The sequence below is a fragment of the Lysinibacillus sp. YS11 genome (genome assembly GCF_002896375.1).
Taxonomy (GTDB): domain Bacteria; phylum Bacillota; class Bacilli; order Bacillales_A; family Planococcaceae; genus Lysinibacillus; species Lysinibacillus capsici.
Map to the genome: position 1 here is coordinate 2444830 of NZ_CP026007.1, position 22435 is coordinate 2467264.

Below are 22435 nucleotides of genomic sequence, written 5' to 3' on the forward strand. Positions count from 1 at the left end.
CAAAATACAAGTTTTCCCTTTTATTTAAGACAATAAAAATAACGCTAAGCTTCTGCCTGCGTCTCGAATTCTTGTTTTGTTATAGCTTTGTATTGTTCAGGTGTAATCTCACCAAACGGATTGTCCTCCGTTTTTACAGCAATTCTTAATTGTTCAGCAGTCACCCACTTGAACATAAAAGCGATTTGCCAAAACTCCATTATTCACCATCACCCTTCATTATTGAAATTACATCTAATTTTACTTGGGTTAGCTGTGAACCTAAGCTATTAATCAGGAGGTCTTTTTGTATATTCTTCATTTTTTCTTGTGCCAGTTGTTCACCTAAAGACATTACTTGATCTTCTGTAGTAGGTATTGAACCCACTTTTTCAAGCGGACCCCATGAACCATCAGGTAATCTTCTACGTCTTTGCATTATTCAACCACCCCCATAATTAAATAAACTTTATTGTCAATATTTATGTTGGGTCTAGTTGTGGTTAATTTAAGGATGATATTGTCCTTTGGCTCTACAGTTTCATGGTAGTATTCATCTTCCACAATCCCATCAGTAACAGGTACGATGTTGTCCGGGTCTGCTTCAAGTAATATATATTGCTCCTGCTCGCCAACCAATGTCATTGATAATTCAACTTTTAAATCCAATTCCTCGTCACGTTGTACAAATATTAAAACGCCTCTTGCCGAACCTTTAGGAGGGGAAATCTTATACCTCGCTACAGATTGCAAAATAGGCGTTTTGACCGCATTTTTATTGAGTTTAATCGTTTTACTTGTTTTTGCACCATAGTTGTCAATTACCTCAACAACGATTAAATTTTCGCTGACTTGTAGCTGGCCAAGTGATACCTCAAACTCCCAAGTCCCACCTGCGCCATCATAAATTTCAATTGGATTTGCTCCATTAATTCGATAATTTACTTTAAGATTGGAATTAGCGTCCTGATCTGATACTGTACCACTGATTTTAAATTTATCAGTATTAATAATTCCACTTGGCACAATGGCATCTACCGATAAAAGTGGAGCTCGGTTAGGTACGACATAAAATGTTCGCTCAATAGTAGCAGACTGGCCATTTTCATTATCTACTGCCCATACTTTCAATGTGTGGGCTACACCTTCAGTAAGTGTTCCAGTAAGTACCGTTTCACCATCAAACAACTTGCCATCTTTAAATGTGAGCTGCTTAGATAAAGTAATTTGTTTCTGACTGACATTAGTTGCTAAGACTTTTCTTTGGTCCCCATTAATTTGGTAGAAAACTGTTACTGATTGATCTTTGTCTGCATCATAAGCATCGCCTGTGATGTTTATTGTATCGTTTTCATACAACGTCTGATTGTCAGAAGGTGATATTAGGGTAACTGATGGCACTTTGTTGATACTTAATGTCCCTCTAAACATCGGACGAGGTGCATTAGAAGCTCCACTGATGTTTTGTATATATAGTGTGGCGGGCGAGTTTTGCAATGTTACCGAAAACGTAGGGTCATAAACTACGAAAGGCACTGTTAGGTTGTCTATACTAGATGTGGCGACAAATTCACCTTGTGTCCAACTATCACCGCCGTTACTACTGTAAAAACTTGCAATGTCGTTATAACCATCACTTTGTATGAGGGCGCTTGTAGACATTACAACTACAAGTTTATTAGAGGCGTCTACCGAAATAGTAGCATCGTGGCTATGTTTACCACCTACGGAATTGGTTAGATATTTAGTTCCGCCCCAAGTAACGCCCGCGTCAACACTACGGCTGTATACCACGTTGTATGTCGAATTGCTAGCGCTTGTGTAGACGCTACAAACGGCATGTAAAACCCCGTTTTTGTCTACTGCTAACGATAGTTTGCCTAGCGGTAAACTGTGAGCAAACACTTCGTAATTTACAGATGAACCATTACTGCTATTGATAACATGAGAATATATGGTATAAGTGCCAATTGACTGATTGTAATGTTGACTTAATGCAATCGGCACACCATTTCTTACTACCAGATCAACGTATGAGTAGTTAGTTGTACTTGCGTTCAATTGGGTTGTATTTGCAGCACCGTCCCACGTACTACCGCCATTGGTACTCTTGGTATAACGTAAATTCCACGAGTTTGGATACGTCGTTGTTTTAGCTACCCACAGTAGGTGGATTGCACCGTTTAATGGGTCTGTAGCAATTGCCATCGAATTGACGCCTGTCTGCCCTGATGGTGTGAGGACTACAACGGGTTGTACTGCGTTACTAACAGTTGCGGCATCAAATTTCACGACCCCAATCAGGCCACCACTAGTCGCCACGGCTGTATACACGTTTGTACCATAACTAGCTATCGAAAAGTGCGCGGCCCAGTTGCCATTGTTATAGCATAATTCAGACCACGTAGTACCGCCGTCTTTAGATACATGCCAATACACTGTACCTACAGCTTTATTCGCTGCAACCATAACAAGCCACCCATTGCTTAGTCGTGTGACTTTTCTGCCGCCTGTGTTTTCGTATGTGATTGCGGACGTCGTTATCGTTCCAGGCTCACCAACCACTTCAGCGCCTCTAACGTACCAATAACCATCACTGTGCCTACCGTTGCTCGGATATGTGCCATTCTCGGCCACGATGTTAGATTGCACTAGTGAACCTTTGTTGTAACTCGGTACTGACGTGACCTCACTCGCCTTTTTTTCCGCTATTGTTACATTATGCGATGCCCCCGATAAGTTACCTTCGTTTTGCGCATAGATAGTAAATCTCTGCAAAGTTGAACCGCTTATTCTATAGGCTACGTCACCTATATTAAGTGGTACGCTGTACCCTATCTGATTAGATACACCATAACTCCCATTCTGATTATAAAATGTATAGTTTCTATACAAATCCCAAAATGTCATTGGCGTCCAACCAGCTTCGCTACTCCATGGGCCTTGTGAATAAGTATAATTGGTTATCGTATTAAATTTATCGTAATAATGCTGTACCATTCTTAAACCACCTCCACCAATTCAACGCTATATGTTTGCCAATCTCCTACGCCCATTTCAGCATTCACAATGTCAATTGCTACATTACTACGAGCCACTTTAGCCCCTTTTTTGTACGCATTTTTCAAAGCTTGCACCTTGATAGTGTTTGTTCCTACCTCAGTGATCACAACGTCCTCAATGTGTTCATCATCAAAAATAGTGACTTGTGTAAATGGTGTAAAACCATCCATACTAGCCACTTTTAAAGTAGTTGTGCCTATTTCAACAGCCTCAATAATGTCCGTTAAGGCTTTATCCAAGCTTATTTTGTTTGAGCTGCCATCTAAAACATCTGCAAATGTCCCAGAGTTCCCAGGTACTCGCCCGTCCAATTCCAATTGCACACGCATACGCTCCATTTGCCGATATATTTCAATCATAAAGCGATATGCGTTAAAAATTCCCCACTCAAAGTTATTTGCAAACTCTGACATGAACGGTGTTCCATCATCTATAATTTCGCCTGTGACTGGATCTTTAATATCATCATGCCATTGGGTACGCTCATAGGGATTCTTTTTGAAATTTAAAGGTATTTCACCATTCATTAGTTTACTCACTTACTTTCACTTCCTTCACCTCGAGTTGTAGAGGAAATGCGATAACATATCCCTGTGAACCTTTTTGATAGTTCATTGTTTTTACATACAATTCACGCCCATAACTATCTACTAAAGCAGCACGTGTAACCAAGCCTTGTTCCAGAGTTAATTTCACATACTTTCTTAATCCATACTTTGTGCTAGTATGATAGATTTCTTTGTCATAAACGACTCCATCAATCGTTATCTTTGCACCTACAACAAGGTTACTTAAAAATTGTTGAGTTAAATCTATCATCAAAGGCTGTATTTCGTTCAACTCCTCACACCTCCTGCTCTAAATCTTCCACAAACTCGATTGTTCATAATGAAACCATAAGCATTATTTGAAACAATTAATACTTCATTTCCAAGTGCACCATGAGTTCTTGCTGTTTTAAAACGGCCACAAATTTTATGGTTTATTTGCCATGCATAGGTGCCACCGTGAAGTATCAAAAATTCATTTAATTCATTTAAAAAAATATAAATTCCAACTCCAGCAACCTTTATTTTCTTGATTAAGGAATCAGGTATTGTTTTAGCAGATGCACGGACATTAAGTAACAATGTAGCTGGCTCAAACTCTCGCCAACCTTCCTCAAAGCCAATAAAATCATGACCCATATAAGCATCCATGATTTGATTCATTGTTTCAATGTCACCCTCGGATAGATTGAGGAGACACTGTATTTTTATCATTTTGCGATACTCCTCATCGTCCCAGCTACCACGAGAAATGCCCTCATCTTTCCCAAGTCTATCTAATCCGTACCCCTCAGCTTGATCTACATCCCAATACTTTAAAATGGTCTGTTGTATAGCTAAGTTTTCAACACTATTAGATGCAATTATCTTTAGGAGTTTATAGTTATTACTATCCTCATCCCTTGCATATTGGCGAGGCATCCGATCAAGTAATGTCTGCAATCGTTGATTAGACAAGGTTCATCACCTCAATTTTACTCTCATCAGTTTCTGCAACTTCAGGAAATGCAATGACTACATTATGTGGTTCAAAAGTAACTCCATCTGTTGAAAACTCTACTCTTACATCATCAACTCCATCAATTGATGAAATACGAGCTTCTGCTTTCGTACAAACAACATCTTTACTCATGCCTACACCTGGATAAACTTCGTCATTGTATGTTCCGCCAATATATTTAACAATATGAGCAACGGCTAAATCGTCACCGTTTATTGGGAATTGGTTATTTTTTTTGATATATACCCTTACATATACACTGACGGTTGAGGCACGTGTAAAACCTATTTCATGCACAATACCTCTGTTGTCTGTATAGGTAAAAACAGTTGACCCATATGCACGAATTCCTCCGCCCTTTTTACGGAATATAGCCATTGCAATGTCTTCATCTAGGCCACCTAATACCACCGTTTCGAACGAATTTGGAGGGCGGCCATCTGCATCTTCAACATTTGTGTCATTTTCAATCACAACAGCAGCACGTACTCCTTCAACGTCATCAAGTACATTCGCTTCAATAGATTCAACACGCCTAGAGCCTAGCTTTCCCAATGATTCGTAATAACGATCTTGTAATTTTTCGTCCATTTCTTCATCTTGACCATTAAAAAAAGCATCTTGATTCGTTACCGAATTGATGCCTGATTGAGGATTTACAATAATAGAAATATCATTAGGTTCTACATTACCTATAACGCCATATTCGAGGGCCCCTACACTTACACGGTAGCTTCCGTCTTCAATAGCGTCTATGGCCTCTAACGCTTTAAAATACACATTGTACTTTGTTCGAAATAAATCACCTATATTAATCTTTGCGCCTTTGTCTAAATTGACAATGACCTCACCAGTTGCTTTAGTCCACCGTTTGCGAGTAATTACACGTTTAACATTAGCATCTAATGATGCTCCTTCTGATGTATCAACAAAACGAGCATTATAAACTTGTTCGAGTTCCTCATTATCTTCAGCTTTTTGCTGTGCCATCAGATAAATAAATTTTCCTAAAGGAGTAAGGTCTGATAGGTCAGCATCCTCACCAAACAATTCTCTTGCTAACTCTTGAATTATCGGTAAGTAATCTGCTGTGCGCATTCTTTTAAACCCATATTTGGTTAACAACTGCTTCCCCTCCTATCTCCTTGCCATTTGTAGTACGAACTCTAAAGTTAATAGATAAAAACCTTTTAATACGATTAAATTCATATTCCACACTAAGTACCTCTGCTGTTCGAGGTTCTTGATACAAGCAATCGTGCATAGCTTGTACAATTTCCTTTTTATTCGGTAGTTTTTTTTCGATTACATCTCGTCTAAAACCATGGAAATCATCAAACATCCATTCTGTTACTCGGGTCCGTAATAATTGCTTATAGTTTTGAATTAACTGGTCATCACCATATACAAGCTCGTTTAGCACCCAATCTCCATTATCGTTATATTTAAGGGTATGCATGTAATCCCCCCTTACACTAAATCAGTAGTTAAATCTTCACCATTAGCAGTGATAGTACCACCAACAAACTCTATATCATCAGCTTCGACTTTAAACTTAGAAGATTTTATACTTATTTCTCCAACTTCATTTATAACTATTTTTGTAGAGAAATCTTTCGAACCAATTACTACGTCATTAGGATGTTCATTTTGTATCGGTGTGTTAAAAAGATTCAGGCCACCTATTATTAGAGCGTCGTCAGCACTAAATGAGCGACTAGAAGCTTCTCCTCCACCAAACATAATTGGATCAATATCAGCTTGTGAGCATACAACGAGCACTTTGTCTCCTTTTTTGTATGGGATTTGAATAGTAAATTGGTCTGTTTGATGAAATGCTATAGGCACATCTAAAATTGGCGTTGCTTCTGGATCATTTTTAGGAAGAACATCAGCTTTATACAAATTCATGTCTATTTCAAGTACTTCGCATATTAGGCATGTATTCATATTCATCAAATTTTCCTCAATGTTTTCACTCACGAATTGTGTCATTGATGTTTTCGTCATACTGGCACCACCTCACATACCGTATAGTACTCTGTTCCAGACGTATCCCCCTTATGCTCACCTTTTGATACACGGAATACTCCACTAACTTTTCTAGATGTAAGTTTAATAATGACATCTGTTGTGATTTTATGATTTAACAACAACTTAATTTTGTAGCCTTTTAACTTTTTCTTCTTTGGACTCTTGGATTTAGACTTTTTCTCATCCTTTACTTCCTCTTCGACTTCCTCCGGTTCATCAATCAAGCCAGTTTCTTTCGATATATCCAGCCCTATTTTGTCACCTTTAGCTCGATCACGTACATAAAGTCGATTTTTATTTACATACTGTTTTGCCTTACAATCTTTCGCAATTTCAGCAATTTGAAACTTAATCTTTCCATTAAGAGTTTTGCCAGAACGATAAATAAAGTCGATTGGTAAATCTATATCACCAATCGCAAGACCTGCATCTCGAGCCAATTCTCGCAATATAAGTGATGCATGGGTGTTTCGTCCGTATGTCCGTTTTACAACACCGTTTGTATAGTCCAAACTACAATCAATGCATTTGAATGTTGTGATTTTATCTAGCCCTTCCCACTTCGTTTCTTTTTTCTTTAGTGAACCACTAAAAATCACTCCATTATCATCAATGTAACCAGCACTTAAAATAGCTGCTTGATTAGTAGAAATAGAATTAATGGTTTCATCTTTAAGGTTGTAAACTTGGATATCAATTGTATCAACTTTTTCGTTATCACCAAAAGGAACACTAAATTTAATAGTTAATGGATCTGTAATTTCTCTGCCACCCACTAAAAATGTAGTTTTACGCATATATAAATTACTCATCTGATTCACCTACCACGTACAAAAAGACCGTCTCGTTCAGATTATCGTAGGTAATACGAGTAACTGAATTAGCTCGGTCTTTAGGAATTATTTGTACTTTTGGCAATTCTATGTTGACATGGTTTCTGAACAAAGGGCGATTAAGGATTAGTTTTTCTCCAATAACCAAAACACCATCATCCTTGAATAGATCCACAGTGAAAAAATCATGTGTTTGATTGTAGTTGATTTCAATTTCAAATACTTCACCAGCTAACTCTATTTCAAAGGAATAAGGTATCTCATTTTTATCAATGTCAATATATTCATCCATTACTTACGCCCCTCCATTGCTGCCCAACCACCACTTGATGAACTCTTAGGTGGTGTTGTATATTTCTCTTTATTGGATTTTGTTGTTGTAGTAGGTGTCTTTTTCGTCTGCTGACGCCCTTTTTTTGTTACAGGTTTTGTTTGTTTTTTAACTGGGATAGAAACACTTACGAACTTACCGACTTTAGCGACTTTTATTTGTTTCAGAGTCATTGTGAAAGCATAGCCGTCTTTAATTTTGGCTTCATAATCGCGGTTAAAATCAGTAATGATTACATGTTTTAATGATGTCATGTAATCAAAATCAAAAATAACACCTTTTTCTCGGTATTGACGTAACTTCAAGACTTTTGCTTCAGTACCATCAAGAATTACACCCGTCAATGAAATTGTTGTAGGGTTGCTTTTCACATGGTCAGTTATCTGCTCACCATCTTCAAGTGCATGCTCCGTAGCTGTTGAAGATTCTGGCATAGATACCTTCGTAATAACATCAATTAAAACATCCTTAATATATGGCATTACATGCCCCCCCTACGTTGTTTGCATTTCTGTATCAATAATATCACTGATGATTTCACGTACTTCTCGGCCAATATCGATGGCATTAGTTCCTGAAATATAAAAATTAAATTGATGTCCACCACCACTATTAGAAGCGTTGTTTCCACTTTCAACATTAGTGGCCTGAGGTATCCCTGTAGTAGAACCGCCATTATTATCTATATTTAATTCTGGAGTACCGGAACTACCTTGACTTAAAATCCCAGCACGACGTAACATATTCGATTGATTTGCAGTCAAAACAGATTCATCTTTATGCAGTTCAGCCACATAGCCATCATAAGGTACACGTTCAAGCCCAGTAGCATGAGAACCACTAATAAAATTACCTACTGCACCGGCTGCTTTGCCTATAGTACTACCAATTGATGAAACCCATTTTGGGAGTTTAAAATTTGTGATAGCATTTTTGAATTTATTGAAATTACTAGTTATCGTGTCCCAATTTTTATAAATTGTGATACCTGCAGAAATCAACCCTTTTATAGGTCCTGCTAAAAAAGATAATATAGGGTTGTTATCAATAACTTGCCATAGTTGTATAGCTTTTGTTTTAACGGTCTCCCAATTTTGATATAACAGTATCCCTCCAGAAATTAGTAGACCGACGGCGGTCACAACCATTCCTATTGGATTAGCTCTCAAAGCTGCGTTAAAGCCTTGGGTAGCAAAAGTAGAGGCAATTGTACTGGCTTTAAATAAATCTAATGCTGTTTTTACAAATGAGATTGTTTTCATTACGGCAAAACCACCCGCAATACCCGCTGTGGCAGCTATTACTAATTCTTTATTTTGTATAAGCCAACTAACTCCAGTTTTAAAACCATCGAAGGCAACACTTGCAACGTTAATTCCCACAGCCACTGTACTACTCATTGTGTCTGCAAATGAAGCGATATTATCACTAGTCTCTTTAGGTAGACCAAAATTTTGCCATAAATTGGATACATTACCTGAACCATTAACCAATGACATGAAAGTATCTTTAGCTGTACCCACAAAAGAAACTACTCGATCTATTTTACTGACTAACTTATCAGTATCTAGGTTTTCGATCCACTGTGACGTAGAAGCCATACCATCAACAAATGGTTGTAAGAGTGGGCCACCAATTTTCCCTTTTAAATTCGTCCAAGATTGCTTTAAATTCCCTAATTGGTTTTCATAAGCATCTGCTTCACGTGATGCTTGTCCCATCGCCCCTGACAATTTGTTACCATCCTCAACCATGGCCATTAAAGTTAGTTGCTTTTGGGATTCGCTTAATTTAGTGAATGATTTACCATACAGTTCATTTGCTTTAGCATTACGTGTAGTTTCTGTTGCTGAAATACCTAATGCCGCATCATTTTCGAAGTTCCCTTTTAAAAATGATTGCATATTTTCAATTACTTCTTCAATAGATCGGTCATAAAATGCAGCACTATCGGCAGCAGCCAAAGTCGCTCGCTCTGTTAAAGACAAAGCATCTGCAGTGTCCGCTCCAGTTGTTTTGGCAAACGCTGCTATTTGAGTGAAACTACCTTTAAGCCTTTCTGGTAGCATCCCAGTATCTTTTGCAATTTTATTCAGTCCCTCAGATGCATGTTGTTGTGCATCCGAGAAAACTTGCTCAAATTGTGCATCCATTGCTTGGAAACCTGCGGCTGCTTCAATTGCACTTAATCCAAACTCTTTAACCTTATTAACAGCAAAAACACCTGCAACAATCCCTACAAGACCACGCATCATTGATTTAAAACCATTTAATGTTTTGCTAACATGTTGTACTTCTTGATTTAATTGTCCGGCCTCTGTTTCAGCAGTATTTAATCCGTTTGCAACGTGTTGTGAAGCTGTATGACCTGTTTGACCGAAATGGTTAAAACCTTGTGCTGTATGTGTTAATCCTTGGCCAACACTAACTATTTCATCCTCAATGTTATCCATGACCTGATTTAAGTGTTGTAAGGTTGCTGTTGCTTCATCGCGGAAATATATACCTACAAACATGTCACGCATAGCGCTACTCATTTGATCACCCCTAGCATTTTTAAGGATGCGAGTGTTTCTAAAATAGTATCGTTATCCCAATCTTCCACCGAATGTGGATCAATTTTATAGTGATACCCAATTACGTACTTCCACCATTTTTCGCCTGCTGCTTTTTCATAAAAAGAAGGGATGCTTTGCATCCCTGAAAGATTTTTTATTTTATTACTTTCCTGTTCGAAGAAAGTTAAAGGCTGCGTTAGTGACCTCCTCTAACTCCTCCCATGTTTCAAAATCATCCATGTTTAATTCATTTGGAATAACTACCACATGCTTTAGCATAAGGGGCATCATTCTTGAATTTAGAACTTTCCCATGTAATCCTGTACCCTCATCCATAATTTCAGCTTGCTTTGAATTAGGTACATTTTGGAATGTGTAATCATTACCGGCTGTTGACGTAAATTCTTTTGTTTTTGGTGTAAATGCCATTTGAATTAATCCTCCTTATATTGTGCTGCTAAAATCGTGTATTCGACGCCTTCTACTTCTGCTCCACGGGAAAAATTTGGGTTCTTCGCAAAACGACAATCTAAACCGTTCACACGTTTCTTACGTTTAGCATCATTTAGTGACACATTGAATGATTCCTTTGATTTTAATAACGCATCTAGCATAGGTACTACACTTGAATCTTGTTTTAATGTAAATGTGAAGGTACCTGTTTCGTCTGCTGATTCATTGTAAGTAACAGAACCATCAGCGCCTACATGTTGACTAAATGTATCTTCATTCTTCTCAGCTTCGATTGGAGTGCCATCCATAAAACCAGTAAGGATTATGCCACCAACAATCGCTACAGTGTCTTTAAAATTAAAAGTTTCTGCCATCTAAACCTCTCCTTAAACAGTTAATACACCACGTATTTGCACTTTTTCGAACGCTCCTGAAATAGTAGCCGTCCATTGAATATCGGGCAAAATACGTTGTGCTAGGGTATTTTTTGGAATATCTTTCCTTCTAGGAAAAGTTATTGTATACATTGGATTACCTGCGTCATCTCGGGCAATAATGCCTTCTCCAGTTGTTGTATTTTCTACTGTCGAAGCAAGTACGCTTTCCACCTCTGCAACAGCTAAACCAATACCTGTATCGGTACCTGGAACTTTGTCTCTCAATGCAAGCAATCTAAATACGCTTTCAGCCATACGTGCTTTAAGATAATGCGTTGCTTGAATAACATCAATGAACTCACCACTAGTTGCTACCCCTTTCGAGTTCAATAACAACCCTGCTTCATTAATGTAAGTAGAAGCGTTTGCAGCATGAATACGATTAATCATTGTATTGTCATACTTTACAGCAGGTACACCTTGTACATTTTTGAATGTCCATGTGTATGCCCCAATTTTCTTTGGTGCACAAACACCAATAAGCCCTTCAGCTACATACGTATTAGGTTGATCATGAACTACAAGGAATGCATTATCATATAATCCTCTTAACTTTTCAGCTAGCTCAACATTTGACGTTGTAGCACCATAAATTTTATCTTTAGTATTAGTCCATTCAGCTAAGGCAGTGATTTCCTCATCTCCTTGCTCTGGACTTACAACATAATAGAAGTCGTTGTGTGTTTTAATTAATTCGTTTAGAGATGATATTAAGGCAGTTGGCTCTGCCGTTGCTGAATCATAAGCAACACCAAAAACAGCAATTTCCGCTGGCCTCGGATTTTGACCAAACATACGAGATAGTAATTTATATTCATTTGTTGTTTCTTCAAAATCCTCTGCTACACTTTCTATCCCTGTATATTCCTTGTAATCTATAGCTTTACTAGTCGCTAATAACAATGATAATCCAAAACCTTTTTCAGAAATCGGCTTTGTCTCTCTTGAAATTTGCACATCAACATAGCGCATTTAATCACCTTCCTAATTTCATTTCTACTTCTACTTTGTCGAAGTAATCAATATCGTGTTCTTCAATATCAAGATAACGAATGATTACATCAAATCCCCACTTTTCATCATAGGAATCTAACAAAAAGGTAGTACGGTTTGTTACATCAGTTAGATTTACAATGGCAACATTGATTTCATCTAAAAATAAAGAACCTCGCCACTCAAACCACTTCCGAAGTTGAGTAGCTACTTCAAAAGCGTTATCATGCGAAGTTCCATAAGTGTTAAAAGAAATAGTTGCATTGCGTTCTTGTATTCGAGTTTCTGATAAGGCATCAGGCTTATTAACGTGGGATACATCTACTTGCCCTACTCCTTTGCGGTCACCTATTACTTTATAAGTGGCATAAGGTAATTTTGGTATATCACCTGTTTGATCTGCCCTTATAATTGTTAAATCAGTGTCGTCCGAGAGCTGTTTGCGAATTAATTTAATTAAATCCACTTTTCTCGCCACCTCATCAAGTAAATATTCACATCTGTATAAGCTGAAAAGTCTTTGAAAGCTTGTACAGCGTATTTTTGGTTATTGTACTCAACCTTTGTGCCTTCCGGTATGTGATCAACTGTTAACAATTTCTTTTCTTTCACGGTATAAGTACCGTTTTCAGCATATTTTAAGTCATCGTTGCTAAGAGGAAGGATGATTCCCGTTAATTCTGTAGGTGTTTCTTTGCCTTCTGCCCATTCACCGTCTACATAACCACCCTCATCCTGTAAATGAGCAATAAAGGGTACTCCTTGATCATGAATTACGGATGCAAATAACATTTTTTCTGGCATTAACGACTCACCACCTTGTAGGTGATTCTCATACGTAAACCACCTTTATCAATTAATGGATTACTAGACCCTTTTTGAGCGATTGTTGACGGAGCATTAGGCGGATCATCTAATTGTGTGAGTTTCCTTTGAATATCCCCTACCATCTTTGCCCCCAATCGTTCACAAATAGTACGAGCGTTCATTTGTCCATCCAATAGTTTAGGTAGTTGTTTTTTCACGAATTTGGCCCATTCACCATTCTTTTCATCAAATGTAGACCTCAAAAAAGAACGTTCAGGAATCACTATGGCACCTCTTTCTTTACGGATGGTGATACCAAACTCATGTACAGCTGCAATCATGGCATAAAAAGAGTCATCACTCCCAAAAATACCGACTTCAATCTCATACCCTGCTAATTCACTCAATGATTGAATTAATTGAGGAATACGATTTGTACCCCTTATCCTTACACTACACATTACAGCACCACCAAATTAATTGATTTCTTTGGTTTTAATTGATCAGCCAACTCATCCATAATTCGTTGATATTCTTGACCATATTTTGTTCCAAGCAAACCAATATTTTTGTTCGGATCACTGTATTGACGTTCAATCACGTCGACTTTTTCACGGATTACGGATTGGTCCTTGGCTACACTTAAAACTACTAAGTGAGCAGCTAAGTAACGTGCTAAACGCTCTTGATATAACTCTGGAACAGGCAAAGAGGACACTTCAAGGGAAGCATCCTCAATGCACATTGTTAATCGTTCGTCAGATATAGAAGTAAATTCATCACTAAGCATACGAATACGCTCAATTGAAGTTAATAACATTGTGAATCCCTCCTATTTTTCGGGATTTTTCAATTCTAAAATGCGTTTATCAATAGCATCCAGTACAGTTTTTCTGTCCTCTTCTTCTTTTAAGGCCTCCAACATTTCAATATCAAATGCATCTTCAATCATTGCAATCGTGTCCTTTGCTGTTGGTCTTGTTTTTTCGCTATCATAGGCAAATTCACCTTTAGATTCAAGGTGCTTCATTAATGGATGAGTAAGAAAACGTTCAAAATCCTTCTCATCCACTTTATTTGTACCTGGGTTAAGCGTTAAACCGTTGGCAGTATAGGAGTGATTTCCTTTGTTTTGAACTAACATCAATTATTCCCCCTTAAATTCCATCCGCACGGCAAATAGCCATTGGATAACGAATGATTAAGCCTGTAGTACGCTCTTCAAAAGGTACTTTGGTATTCGGGAATGCGTATTCTTGCGGATGACGTGTAATATCTAACGGAATACCTAGTTCCGCAACGTCAGGAGAAGAATCAAGAACTACGAAACAATCAGTATTGGCTAAACCTTTACCTTTTAAATCATTAATTGTTTCGATACGTTTGAACATATTTTCTGATTGTAGATATTGAAGAGCAGTTTGCTTCGTAAATTCGTTATACACTTTCTTTTGAAGTTGTTTCTTTGCTTCAGGTGTTAAAAGTAAAGTATCAGCCTCATGGCCGTTTAACATATCGACTTTTGATTTTGCTTCGATAATGTCGTCAATGATTTCCTCACCTGTTTTATCAGCCCATTTTGTTGAAGTACCTCCATTATTTTGTGGAGTTGCATACACTTGAATGCCTACGGAATCTGTTAATCCCTTAATACCATGTTTTTTATCACCTGAAAAAGCAACCTGATTTTCTTTCTCGGCAATTGCCTTACGTACTGTATCTGCCTTTGTGACGTCAATCGGGCGTCCTGCCATTTCAGCTTCGCGTACTTCAAAAATAGAAATATTAAAAGCTGCAGCAATGGAATAGATTTTCACCGTTTCTTCTGTTAAATCCGCATCTACTAAAGGCACATCAGTTGCACCCGGAGCTAGAATTTTAGCAGCGCCTGAACGTGTTAAAACATCATAGCTATACGTTTTCGCACCTGCTGGAATATCAGTTTTTAAAGAAAAAATAGATCGAGCCTTTAACTCTGATGCGTGTGGTTCATAGACACGCTTATCAATTGCGTTTAAGTCTTGTGGGCGGATTAAAGCATCTCCGCGATATGCTTGAATTGTCATGTAAAGTTTCCCCCTTATGGTAAGTTAATTTCGATTTCGACTAATTGATTTGCTGAGGCATTGGCTTTGAATACTGCACCGTTGATGCCAATTTCCCCATCTACAGTGAATTTTTGAGTAGTTGGGTCCACTGTAACAGCTTGACCATTAATGACGTCACCGCCTGCCACAACAAAAATCCGGCCACGCTTAACAATCGCTGCCGGTTCACCTACTGGATAGTTTTGATCGTCTTTCTTTTCTACCCAATCATGGATATTTTGAGCTAAAGCAATACCGATTACTGTGCCACCAGTGGCAATAGGCTTAATTGCTGTGCCTGTTGCGTTTAATTGTACTGCTGCACCAAATGGTACTGTTTGTTCAACAGCGTATGTGTCCGCTGTGTAATCTTGATAACTAGATAATTGTCCAGCTTTCCCTGCCGGCTGCATATAATCAGGATAATTTGTAATAGGCATGAAATGGCCCTCCTTAATTTCGCATATTTAAGCGTTGATTTTTTAGTTCTTCTAATTCTTTATTACTTGATGCATCCCCAGTGTAAGCACTATTGTGACCTGTGCTTGAAAAGCCATTTGATTGTACTTGCTCCACAGTTGCATCAAAAAAGGCGTTGATATAGTCATCTGACTTACCATCACCTTTAAATTCCGCTTTTGCAGCCGATATAACGGCTTCTTTAATCTCCCTCTCTGATTTGCCTGTAAAATCGAATGAATCACCTAGAATCGGCTGTGACGCATTAATTAAAGCCACTCGCTCTTCTACTTTCTTATCTAATTCATCAGCAGAGAAGAATTTTTCTTTTAAAGTTGCAATCTCTTGATCTTTGGATTGTAATTTAACCTCTAATGCATCCAGACGACCTTGCAAAGCATCAGCACTATCGCCTTTCACCTTTGCTGTTTCCTCTTTTGCTTTTAAAGCTTCAATATGTGCTTTTACTGCTGGGTCTACCTCATACTCGACACCTTCAATTTTGATTTTTGCCATCTCAGTGTTTCCTCCTTCTTTTTCATCGATTTGCCATGCGTCTGAATCTGCCCTTATAGCAACCTCGGGACCTGCTCGTCCTTTTTCAACAATCGCTATGTGATTAATTTCAACATTACGCTGTACATATTCGTACTGATCACCGTTATATGTTCCACTTTCTGCAACAACATCCGATAAGAAGCCAATACTAATTTCGTTGTACCCCTCGTGAATTTTTTCAATGAGAGCCTTATCTGTTACAGTTAACGAAATATAGAGTTTGAAATCCTCTACACGAGAATCTGTATGGCTCATACCTTTTGCATAGGCTTGATAGTTATCAATTGTTACTGGCTCATTAGGATGGCCGTCAGTAACGGGCTTAGAGCGGGCTGAACGAATGGTTCTGTCACTGAATATTTCATCAGGCAACTTTGCCTCCATTTGGACTGTGCCGTCTTGTCGTTGATATGGAAAAACACCAGGACGAGTAATCGGTACATTAACCGTTAAATACCCTTCTGGTGTTTCCATGTAGTCTTTAATATAAGATGTGTCGTAACGTTGCAGTTTCAATGTTTCACCCCCTTTCAAAAATAAAAAGAGAGTTGTTAACACAACTCTTTACAAATGTTGAGATGCAATGGCATGCGCCATTTCTTCTTGAACATTTTTTAAATTGTAATGTGAATTTATTATAAAGTTCGTCATTTCATAAGTTTCACTATTAAAATCACAAGTAAAATACATTTCTAACTCTACTTCATTTATTTCTGTTTTAGTTTGATTATCTTGTAAGAATATTACATCTTCTGTAGAGGATGTTAATTCAATTTCTCCATTGAAAGTTAAATTTCCACTAATAATACTAAAATTCCCTTGCTCCAAAGTCACTTGTTCTATGTTTAATAATTTTGATTTTCCTTCTCCTTTACCAAAGAAATATAGTTCTCTGAAAGTACTTTTTTCTATATATTCTGTAATGTAATTCCTTATCTCATTTTGAACTTCTTCTTTTTCTAACACCTTACTTAAGATATCGTGTCTAACTAAACTGTCCATTTCATTCCATTTCTTCACAAATTCTTTAAATTGTTCATTTGTTTCAACATAAGGTTCTAAAAGTTTTGAATAAAGAACTCCGTATGGTTGTTGGAAAATATTTATTCTAGTTGTATCTTTCTGTAAATCCTTGTGTAGTTCTTGTTTATTTAGATAGTCTGTAGAATTATTAGTAATAAATATGCAATTTTCTAAACAATTTTCCTCAGCGTAACGCGCATAGGTAAGCCAAATTATTCCATCCCTAAATTCTTGTTTTTTTTCAGTGAACGGCTTTATCCTATAAATAGATCTATTGACCAATTCAGGTAATAAATTATTATCATATTCCAATACAATAATCTGTTCAGAATTAGTGTAATATCTATCAAACCTATCTCTGCAATATTCAACTTCTTTTTCCACATCTTGGTATATATCTCTAAAGTAACCACGGTGCTTATCTTGTAAATATTTAGCAGATTTATTAAAAGAATTAATGTTTTCTCTTACTTTCTCCTCATAATGATGTCTAGTTTCCATTAATACAACACTCGAAACATAAACTTTAAAATCATGTTGCTTAAAGATATTCAAAAGATTTTTCATGTGCGGCTTTTGTAAAAAAGGATCATCATAAAAGACAGTAGTATCTAAAAATAAATGCATAATTAATCCCCCCTAAATTCATTAAAATTAATTTTAACTTCATTAGGTTATATTAGTCAAAGTTAATCAAAAACAGGAATCGCCACACACCTACAACGATAATCCTCACCAGGCAACACCTTACGACCATTTACAGTAGGTGGATCATCGTATGAAAATATCTTTCCGTTAAGATCTTTGTGTGATTTTCGTACTCGTTCATCAGCCGAATCATACCATTCGAATTTTTCAATACCTATACTCTGATGCCTTTCGGCCGTCATCTGACCTAGTATTGATCCTGCTTGGTCAACAGCTAAGAATTGCGCTCTACTTTCAGCAATATCCACTTGTTCTAGTATGGACTGACGTATCTGTTTGATAGATTGCCCTTCCTGAACGCCTTTTCGAACGACATTCTCAACCTCGTTTCGGTAATCATCCTCAATATTCTTGATGTAGGTCACATTATCGTTGATTTTATTGACTAGGAATGTCTCTAACCATGGTTCTCGTTGCGCTAGATCAATCCCTCTTACAGCAAGTTGATTAGCAATGTTATGTCTATTAAACCGATTAACGCTATTTACAAACTTTTTAGCTGCCGAAAGCCTTCTTCGCTCACTGAACGACTTTGAAGCCTTCTTCGCTAATGCTTTAAACATTCGTTTAACGTTGTCGAATATCCCATCAACTAAGTATTCTCTTGAGTCCTGCCTTTGATCGTTTAATAGTGGCACTACATACTTTTCTAACTGCTTAAAGGTTTCATCTCCTAATTCAAGTAACATCTTTCGGATGTCTCGACTGTACGTAACGGCTGCCGCATCTGGGAAACGTGTTATCGGAACCTTTTTACTCATGGCGGTCACGATACCCTTTGTATACTTTATCAGCAAGATTCTTCAAATCAGCTTCATCTCCACTGAATTTAAGAGTATCTGATAACCCAAACTGACCAAAGCGTGCCTCGCGGATTTCATCAGCGGTAATAATATTATTGAGTAAGTAAATCTGATCCGTTTCAGCAACTAACTTACGTATTTCAGCATCCGTCTTAGCATCAACGTTCCAAAGAGGATTAAATTGTATTTCCCACTCTAAGGATTCGGGGTCTATACGTCCCCCCAGCTCTTTCTCAGCCATCATTAACATACGAATAAGTTTTTCTAAATGGGGCTTCATTTCATTTTCTTGGTCTGCCACGATGCGAGAGTAGTAGTTCATCACATCGTATTGAGCACCAGTAATGGTACCTGATTCTTGACCTTTGATAACCGTTTTAGGCATCCTAGCAGCACCGGATAATAAATCCCAAACAAAATCGAGTAAATCCTTGATACCTGAAACTGATGTGCCTTGTTTTGTTAGATCCTCATCAGCCGCTATTATGGCTAATGCTTCAGTACGGAACATGAAGTCCATAATCATAGAAAGTTGTTGCTTATCCTGCGTTGATAGGTTCTCAATATCGTTTGATTTATAAACTTTGAACGTAAAATCATGAAGTATTTGACCAACTGACCATACAGACGTGTCAAAAACCGTCAGAATGTCATATAACGGCTCTAGGAGTGAACGTCCTTGCGCTTCCCCTTCAAATCGCCTTGTCTGGCTATGGAGCAAACGTGAAACGTGTACAGATGATTCTGTTGTTTGTGTCTGCATCCCATGGCTAGATGCCCGATTAATACGTAATTTTTCTAATTGGCCGTATTTAATATCAAATACATCCTCATTGATCAAGAATTCATTTACCTTCAATGAGCTGAAAGCATGCAAATAATCCACTGAATATAATTTATCCATTTTCAATTCTTCGCTTAATTCGAATTTGGAGGCTTGGGTTACTCCTAAACTAATAAAACCATCTCCACGGAGACGGTCATAAGTGAACATTTCTTTAAATGCTTTCTTAGCTTTTAGGTCAGCAAGCTTACTCATAATGTTACGTGCTAATTTTTCATCTTTCATACGCAATGTAAACCAATTACGTGTCATGTCCTCGGCAGGTATATCGATGATATTCTGAACAATACGACTATCACCATATAAGTTTGTAATTTCATCATGAGTTAATTTGCGTCCAACGCCAGCAACTTGACGAGTCAACTTATCTTTATGATTAGCCTTGCCGTTACCTTGCATAAAGTCCTCTTTAAATTGTTTAGCTTGGTCAATCGTTTTTATCGTTCTCACCTACTTTCCTAATAGATTTTTATAGCGAACAATCGGATTAGAATTGTTTGTATATAGTTGATTTAATGCTTGAGTTGTCATATCAACTAAATCATCATGAGCAGCATTAGGGAATGAAACAAGCTCTTCTACGAGGTCCTCGACCCATGGACACATATTTGGATGAGGTAAATAAACATTACCGGCCTCAAATAAAGGAGACACCGCATTTGCACGTGCCTCCTTACCGCCATTAGGGTCTACTGGAACAATACCGCTAATTTCATCCTTTAGCATTTCGATGATAGCTGAACCGTTTGCCTTATCCTCTATATATTTACTTCTTGCATTGGGCCATTTATCGGACATGGCACGAATTGCTTTCATCGTTTCAGCAAATCCCATTCGCCTATGATCTACATCCAGTAAGAAATATTGTGCTTTCTTACGTCCCCAAACACCTCCGGCCACAAAGTCGCTTGTATCGGTGCCTTTAAAAGTACAATCCCAAGATTGAGCCATCTTATCAAAATGGGTTGGTAATACAAGGACTTCATCACTTAAGCCCCATTCTTGCTTTTGTTCCTTTGTACGAACATAATATTTCATCCACGCTCGCTTAAAGATAGATCCGCCCGCCGGAGATGGACGTTGTTGGTACAATGCATTCCAAGTACGACTACCAACCTCGGTTTTTTTATCATTCGCCCAATTTTCGTCATAACCCAATTCGCGGCATAATGGTTCACCTATCTTACGTCCTAATAAATCATTTTCATCCTCTGCAATTGCAGGTAAGCGCAACCTAATCCATTTACGAGGACTACGAGCTAGCAAACGGCCAATTAAATCATCCTCATGCCACCGTGTCATGATAACTATTAAGGAAGCCCCATCGTGTAGACGTGTTGATAAAGTAGCTTCCCATTCATCCCAAATACTATCTCTTATTGTTTGCGACATAGCTTCTTTCATATTTTTGATTGGGTCATCAATAATCATCAAGTCTGCGCCTTGACCAGTAATAGAACCACCTATACCGGTTGAAATCATTCCGCCCCTTCTATCTTGAATTCCCCAATCTTTTGTAGCTGCATTGGATTCAGATAATTGCACTTTAAATAGTTCATTTGAAAACTCATTGAATTTATTACGGTTTAGACGACCAAATTTAGTTGCTAACCCATCCGAATAGGCAGCAGCTATTACCCTTTTATCAGGATTTTTCCCTAAATAAAACGACGGAAATGATTCTGTTACCGTCATACTTTTGCCATGTCGTGGTGGCATCTCTATTAATATAGATAACTGTTCACCATCGGCCACACGTTGGAGCACATCACAAATTAATTCAGTATGACGAAAGTGCTCATAATGGCCGTGATGTACATATTCAACATAATCACGGTAGAAGCGGCGTGCAAGTTCTTTGTCCGCTTCGTTTTCCAATGCGCTCATTTCCTCATCGCTTAGAATTAGCAATGGCTCTCAACTCCTCCGTCGTTAAATTACTTAAATCAACGCCTGTGGTGTTGCCACCTCCAGCACCTTTTGTTTCAGAACGTACTTTTGCAATGTCTACTTTTAATTTTTCTTCACGTAACCTTTTTAGCTGTTCATCACTTAATAAATCGGTGTACTTTGAAAGCATTGCAAGTGCTGCCATTTTGTCAGCAAGCTTCACACTGATACCATCCTTGCCTTTTTTGACCTCGGTTATGATCGTGCCATCTACCTCTGTGGCATCATGGAAGTGCACTGTATTTACCTTGTATGTCTGCATTCGTGGGTTTCCATCCTTATCTAAGATTACGCCCCCCATGCCATCTAGCATAGGCTCCTCCACTTCACGCATGCCGAAGTCCACAAAATCGGTGATGTCAGCAAATGCAATGTCAATGTACTTTTGTAAGACCTGGCGTGCATCCAGCATAATACCGTTTGCTAATTCTGCCTTCAATCGATGAATCTCCTTTCGAACCTTATCATTTCTTATCAATCGGCTGCCGTTACTCATTGCTGAAGCGTAGTCACATCCATACACTTTTTGGTATGCTTTCGTGGCATTCCAATACTTTGTGTAGTACAAACAAAAAAGCAACTGTTGACTATTGAGACCGTCACTGGGGACGATTTCAAACTGTACAGTTGCTTGTGGTTCCGCTTCTGGCGTTTCTTTGCTACGTTGCATTTTTTTCGTTTTCTTTTTTACGGAACGTTCCGTATTTTTCGGCTGTTTTGATTGGAACGTTCCATTCGGTTCCGCTTCAAGACGATCATCCCAGCTATCTTTGTTTTTCCACCCACGTACAGTTCCCTCAGATACACCAAGTTGCTCTGCTATATCCTTAAGCTTTATATCACCATTATGGGCTTTGTAAATGTCATATGCTTGGTCACGTCTTGGATCTCTTGCTCTAGCCATATCTCACATGCACCACCTCCATTATTTGTTTATTACAAAAAAGAAAAAAGAGCTGATATATCA

30 protein-coding genes are annotated in these 22435 nt (G+C 38.0%); all 30 read right to left on the reverse strand.

Going from position 1 to position 22435, the window contains the following annotated elements; all coding sequences use genetic code 11:
• Nucleotides 1–44 precede the first annotated feature (44 nt).
• Nucleotides 45–200, reverse strand: coding sequence for an XkdX family protein (locus LBYS11_RS12050; RefSeq protein ID WP_066037373.1), 156 nt, complete (start codon nucleotides 198–200; stop codon nucleotides 45–47).
• A complete protein-coding gene (locus tag LBYS11_RS12055; protein WP_066037372.1) occupies nucleotides 200–418 on the reverse strand; it encodes an XkdW family protein in 219 nt (72 codons plus the stop codon). The genes LBYS11_RS12050 and LBYS11_RS12055 overlap by 1 nt, the downstream gene beginning before the upstream one ends.
• Entirely contained in the window at nucleotides 418–2979 is a 2562-nt protein-coding gene (locus LBYS11_RS12060) for a sialidase family protein (protein ID WP_066037371.1), read from the reverse strand. The genes LBYS11_RS12055 and LBYS11_RS12060 overlap by 1 nt, the downstream gene beginning before the upstream one ends.
• A 2-nt stretch (nucleotides 2980–2981) precedes the next feature.
• Nucleotides 2982–3581: a hypothetical protein gene (locus tag LBYS11_RS12065; RefSeq protein WP_066037370.1), complete on the reverse strand. Its 600-nt coding sequence runs from the start codon at nucleotides 3579–3581 to the stop codon at nucleotides 2982–2984.
• Entirely contained in the window at nucleotides 3574–3882 is a 309-nt protein-coding gene (locus LBYS11_RS12070; RefSeq protein WP_066037369.1) for a hypothetical protein, read from the reverse strand. Before LBYS11_RS12070 ends, LBYS11_RS12065 begins: the two co-directional genes overlap by 8 nt.
• On the reverse strand, nucleotides 3879–4547 hold the full coding sequence (locus tag LBYS11_RS12075) for a hypothetical protein (protein WP_066037368.1): 669 nt from the start codon (nucleotides 4545–4547) through the stop codon (nucleotides 3879–3881). The genes LBYS11_RS12070 and LBYS11_RS12075 overlap by 4 nt, the downstream gene beginning before the upstream one ends.
• Nucleotides 4540–5715, reverse strand: a complete 1176-nt coding sequence (locus LBYS11_RS12080) for a baseplate J/gp47 family protein (protein ID WP_066037367.1) — start codon at nucleotides 5713–5715, stop codon at nucleotides 4540–4542. Before LBYS11_RS12080 ends, LBYS11_RS12075 begins: the two co-directional genes overlap by 8 nt.
• Complete coding sequence (locus tag LBYS11_RS12085) at nucleotides 5693–6049, reverse strand: contractile injection system sheath initiator (RefSeq protein ID WP_066037366.1); 357 nt, start codon at nucleotides 6047–6049, stop codon at nucleotides 5693–5695. The genes LBYS11_RS12080 and LBYS11_RS12085 overlap by 23 nt, the downstream gene beginning before the upstream one ends.
• Before the next feature lie 11 nt (nucleotides 6050–6060).
• Nucleotides 6061–6600 (reverse strand): Gp138 family membrane-puncturing spike protein, encoded by a 540-nt coding sequence (locus LBYS11_RS12090; RefSeq protein WP_066037365.1) that lies wholly within the window; start codon nucleotides 6598–6600, stop codon nucleotides 6061–6063.
• Nucleotides 6597–7436: a phage protein gene (locus LBYS11_RS12095; RefSeq protein WP_066037364.1), complete on the reverse strand. Its 840-nt coding sequence runs from the start codon at nucleotides 7434–7436 to the stop codon at nucleotides 6597–6599. Before LBYS11_RS12095 ends, LBYS11_RS12090 begins: the two co-directional genes overlap by 4 nt.
• Nucleotides 7429–7749 (reverse strand): phage baseplate plug family protein, encoded by a 321-nt coding sequence (locus tag LBYS11_RS12100; RefSeq protein ID WP_066037363.1) that lies wholly within the window; start codon nucleotides 7747–7749, stop codon nucleotides 7429–7431. Before LBYS11_RS12100 ends, LBYS11_RS12095 begins: the two co-directional genes overlap by 8 nt.
• Nucleotides 7749–8270 carry a phage baseplate protein gene (locus LBYS11_RS12105; RefSeq protein WP_066037362.1) on the reverse strand — a complete coding sequence of 174 codons (522 nt, stop codon included), beginning with the start codon at nucleotides 8268–8270 and terminating at the stop codon, nucleotides 7749–7751. The genes LBYS11_RS12100 and LBYS11_RS12105 overlap by 1 nt, the downstream gene beginning before the upstream one ends.
• Before the next feature lie 12 nt (nucleotides 8271–8282).
• Nucleotides 8283–10325 carry a phage tail tape measure protein gene (locus tag LBYS11_RS12110; RefSeq protein WP_066037361.1) on the reverse strand — a complete coding sequence of 681 codons (2043 nt, stop codon included), beginning with the start codon at nucleotides 10323–10325 and terminating at the stop codon, nucleotides 8283–8285.
• On the reverse strand, nucleotides 10322–10486 hold the full coding sequence (locus tag LBYS11_RS23655; RefSeq protein ID WP_175400748.1) for a hypothetical protein: 165 nt from the start codon (nucleotides 10484–10486) through the stop codon (nucleotides 10322–10324). Before LBYS11_RS23655 ends, LBYS11_RS12110 begins: the two co-directional genes overlap by 4 nt.
• A gap of 22 nt (nucleotides 10487–10508) precedes the next feature.
• Nucleotides 10509–10775 carry a hypothetical protein gene (locus LBYS11_RS12115; RefSeq protein ID WP_066037360.1) on the reverse strand — a complete coding sequence of 89 codons (267 nt, stop codon included), beginning with the start codon at nucleotides 10773–10775 and terminating at the stop codon, nucleotides 10509–10511.
• 5 nt (nucleotides 10776–10780) lie between these two features.
• Nucleotides 10781–11173 carry a phage structural protein gene (locus LBYS11_RS12120; RefSeq protein ID WP_066037359.1) on the reverse strand — a complete coding sequence of 131 codons (393 nt, stop codon included), beginning with the start codon at nucleotides 11171–11173 and terminating at the stop codon, nucleotides 10781–10783.
• Nucleotides 11174–11185: 12 nt separating this feature from the next.
• On the reverse strand, nucleotides 11186–12208 hold the full coding sequence (locus LBYS11_RS12125; RefSeq protein WP_066037358.1) for a DUF3383 family protein: 1023 nt from the start codon (nucleotides 12206–12208) through the stop codon (nucleotides 11186–11188).
• Nucleotides 12209–12212: 4 nt separating this feature from the next.
• Nucleotides 12213–12695, reverse strand: coding sequence for a phage neck terminator protein (locus LBYS11_RS12130; protein ID WP_066037357.1), 483 nt, complete (start codon nucleotides 12693–12695; stop codon nucleotides 12213–12215).
• The gene (locus LBYS11_RS12135) at nucleotides 12686–13033 is read right to left on the reverse strand and encodes a hypothetical protein (RefSeq protein ID WP_066037356.1); all 348 of its coding nucleotides are present in this window, start codon (nucleotides 13031–13033) and stop codon (nucleotides 12686–12688) included. Before LBYS11_RS12135 ends, LBYS11_RS12130 begins: the two co-directional genes overlap by 10 nt.
• Entirely contained in the window at nucleotides 13033–13497 is a 465-nt protein-coding gene (locus tag LBYS11_RS12140) for a hypothetical protein (RefSeq protein ID WP_066037355.1), read from the reverse strand. Before LBYS11_RS12140 ends, LBYS11_RS12135 begins: the two co-directional genes overlap by 1 nt.
• Nucleotides 13497–13856 carry a DUF4054 domain-containing protein gene (locus LBYS11_RS12145; protein ID WP_066037354.1) on the reverse strand — a complete coding sequence of 120 codons (360 nt, stop codon included), beginning with the start codon at nucleotides 13854–13856 and terminating at the stop codon, nucleotides 13497–13499. Before LBYS11_RS12145 ends, LBYS11_RS12140 begins: the two co-directional genes overlap by 1 nt.
• A 12-nt stretch (nucleotides 13857–13868) precedes the next feature.
• Nucleotides 13869–14180 (reverse strand): hypothetical protein, encoded by a 312-nt coding sequence (locus LBYS11_RS12150; protein WP_066037353.1) that lies wholly within the window; start codon nucleotides 14178–14180, stop codon nucleotides 13869–13871.
• A 13-nt stretch (nucleotides 14181–14193) separates the two neighbouring features.
• Nucleotides 14194–15102, reverse strand: coding sequence for a DUF2184 domain-containing protein (locus LBYS11_RS12155; RefSeq protein ID WP_066037352.1), 909 nt, complete (start codon nucleotides 15100–15102; stop codon nucleotides 14194–14196).
• A 14-nt stretch (nucleotides 15103–15116) separates the two neighbouring features.
• Nucleotides 15117–15563, reverse strand: a complete 447-nt coding sequence (locus LBYS11_RS12160; RefSeq protein ID WP_066037351.1) for a structural cement protein Gp24 — start codon at nucleotides 15561–15563, stop codon at nucleotides 15117–15119.
• A 13-nt stretch (nucleotides 15564–15576) separates the two neighbouring features.
• Complete coding sequence (locus LBYS11_RS12165) at nucleotides 15577–16656, reverse strand: DUF2213 domain-containing protein (protein WP_199768255.1); 1080 nt, start codon at nucleotides 16654–16656, stop codon at nucleotides 15577–15579.
• Nucleotides 16657–16704: 48 nt separating this feature from the next.
• Complete coding sequence (locus tag LBYS11_RS12170; RefSeq protein ID WP_066037350.1) at nucleotides 16705–17790, reverse strand: PIN domain-containing protein; 1086 nt, start codon at nucleotides 17788–17790, stop codon at nucleotides 16705–16707.
• Nucleotides 17791–17852: 62 nt separating this feature from the next.
• Complete coding sequence (locus LBYS11_RS12175) at nucleotides 17853–18632, reverse strand: minor capsid protein (protein ID WP_066037349.1); 780 nt, start codon at nucleotides 18630–18632, stop codon at nucleotides 17853–17855.
• Nucleotides 18625–19968, reverse strand: a complete 1344-nt coding sequence (locus LBYS11_RS12180) for an anti-CBASS protein Acb1 family protein (RefSeq protein WP_233731956.1) — start codon at nucleotides 19966–19968, stop codon at nucleotides 18625–18627. Before LBYS11_RS12180 ends, LBYS11_RS12175 begins: the two co-directional genes overlap by 8 nt.
• Complete coding sequence (terL, locus tag LBYS11_RS12185; RefSeq protein ID WP_368664809.1) at nucleotides 19969–21429, reverse strand: phage terminase large subunit; 1461 nt, start codon at nucleotides 21427–21429, stop codon at nucleotides 19969–19971.
• The gene (locus LBYS11_RS12190) at nucleotides 21410–22372 is read right to left on the reverse strand and encodes a terminase small subunit (RefSeq protein WP_083225356.1); all 963 of its coding nucleotides are present in this window, start codon (nucleotides 22370–22372) and stop codon (nucleotides 21410–21412) included. The genes terL and LBYS11_RS12190 overlap by 20 nt, the downstream gene beginning before the upstream one ends.
• Nucleotides 22373–22435: the final 63 nt, after the last annotated feature.

Coding starts and splice junctions, on each gene's coding strand:
- LBYS11_RS12050 (WP_066037373.1), bottom strand. CDS start 200: ATGGAGTTTTGGCAAATCGCTTTTATGTTCAAGTGGGTGACTGCTGAA.
- LBYS11_RS12055 (WP_066037372.1), bottom strand. CDS start 418: ATGCAAAGACGTAGAAGATTACCTGATGGTTCATGGGGTCCGCTTGAA.
- LBYS11_RS12060 (WP_066037371.1), bottom strand. CDS start 2,979: ATGGTACAGCATTATTACGATAAATTTAATACGATAACCAATTATACT.
- LBYS11_RS12085 (WP_066037366.1), bottom strand. CDS start 6,049: ATGCATACCCTTAAATATAACGATAATGGAGATTGGGTGCTAAACGAG.
- LBYS11_RS12090 (WP_066037365.1), bottom strand. CDS start 6,600: ATGACGAAAACATCAATGACACAATTCGTGAGTGAAAACATTGAGGAA.
- LBYS11_RS12095 (WP_066037364.1), bottom strand. CDS start 7,436: ATGAGTAATTTATATATGCGTAAAACTACATTTTTAGTGGGTGGCAGA.
- LBYS11_RS12100 (WP_066037363.1), bottom strand. CDS start 7,749: ATGGATGAATATATTGACATTGATAAAAATGAGATACCTTATTCCTTT.
- LBYS11_RS12105 (WP_066037362.1), bottom strand. CDS start 8,270: ATGCCATATATTAAGGATGTTTTAATTGATGTTATTACGAAGGTATCT.
- LBYS11_RS12110 (WP_066037361.1), bottom strand. CDS start 10,325: ATGAGTAGCGCTATGCGTGACATGTTTGTAGGTATATATTTCCGCGAT.
- LBYS11_RS23655 (WP_175400748.1), bottom strand. CDS start 10,486: ATGCAAAGCATCCCTTCTTTTTATGAAAAAGCAGCAGGCGAAAAATGG.
- LBYS11_RS12115 (WP_066037360.1), bottom strand. CDS start 10,775: ATGGCATTTACACCAAAAACAAAAGAATTTACGTCAACAGCCGGTAAT.
- LBYS11_RS12120 (WP_066037359.1), bottom strand. CDS start 11,173: ATGGCAGAAACTTTTAATTTTAAAGACACTGTAGCGATTGTTGGTGGC.
- LBYS11_RS12125 (WP_066037358.1), bottom strand. CDS start 12,208: ATGCGCTATGTTGATGTGCAAATTTCAAGAGAGACAAAGCCGATTTCT.
- LBYS11_RS12135 (WP_066037356.1), bottom strand. CDS start 13,033: ATGCCAGAAAAAATGTTATTTGCATCCGTAATTCATGATCAAGGAGTA.
- LBYS11_RS12140 (WP_066037355.1), bottom strand. CDS start 13,497: ATGTGTAGTGTAAGGATAAGGGGTACAAATCGTATTCCTCAATTAATT.
- LBYS11_RS12145 (WP_066037354.1), bottom strand. CDS start 13,856: ATGTTATTAACTTCAATTGAGCGTATTCGTATGCTTAGTGATGAATTT.
- LBYS11_RS12150 (WP_066037353.1), bottom strand. CDS start 14,180: ATGTTAGTTCAAAACAAAGGAAATCACTCCTATACTGCCAACGGTTTA.
- LBYS11_RS12155 (WP_066037352.1), bottom strand. CDS start 15,102: ATGACAATTCAAGCATATCGCGGAGATGCTTTAATCCGCCCACAAGAC.
- LBYS11_RS12160 (WP_066037351.1), bottom strand. CDS start 15,563: ATGCCTATTACAAATTATCCTGATTATATGCAGCCGGCAGGGAAAGCT.
- LBYS11_RS12170 (WP_066037350.1), bottom strand. CDS start 17,790: ATGCATTTATTTTTAGATACTACTGTCTTTTATGATGATCCTTTTTTA.
- LBYS11_RS12175 (WP_066037349.1), bottom strand. CDS start 18,632: ATGAGTAAAAAGGTTCCGATAACACGTTTCCCAGATGCGGCAGCCGTT.
- LBYS11_RS12190 (WP_083225356.1), bottom strand. CDS start 22,372: ATGGCTAGAGCAAGAGATCCAAGACGTGACCAAGCATATGACATTTAC.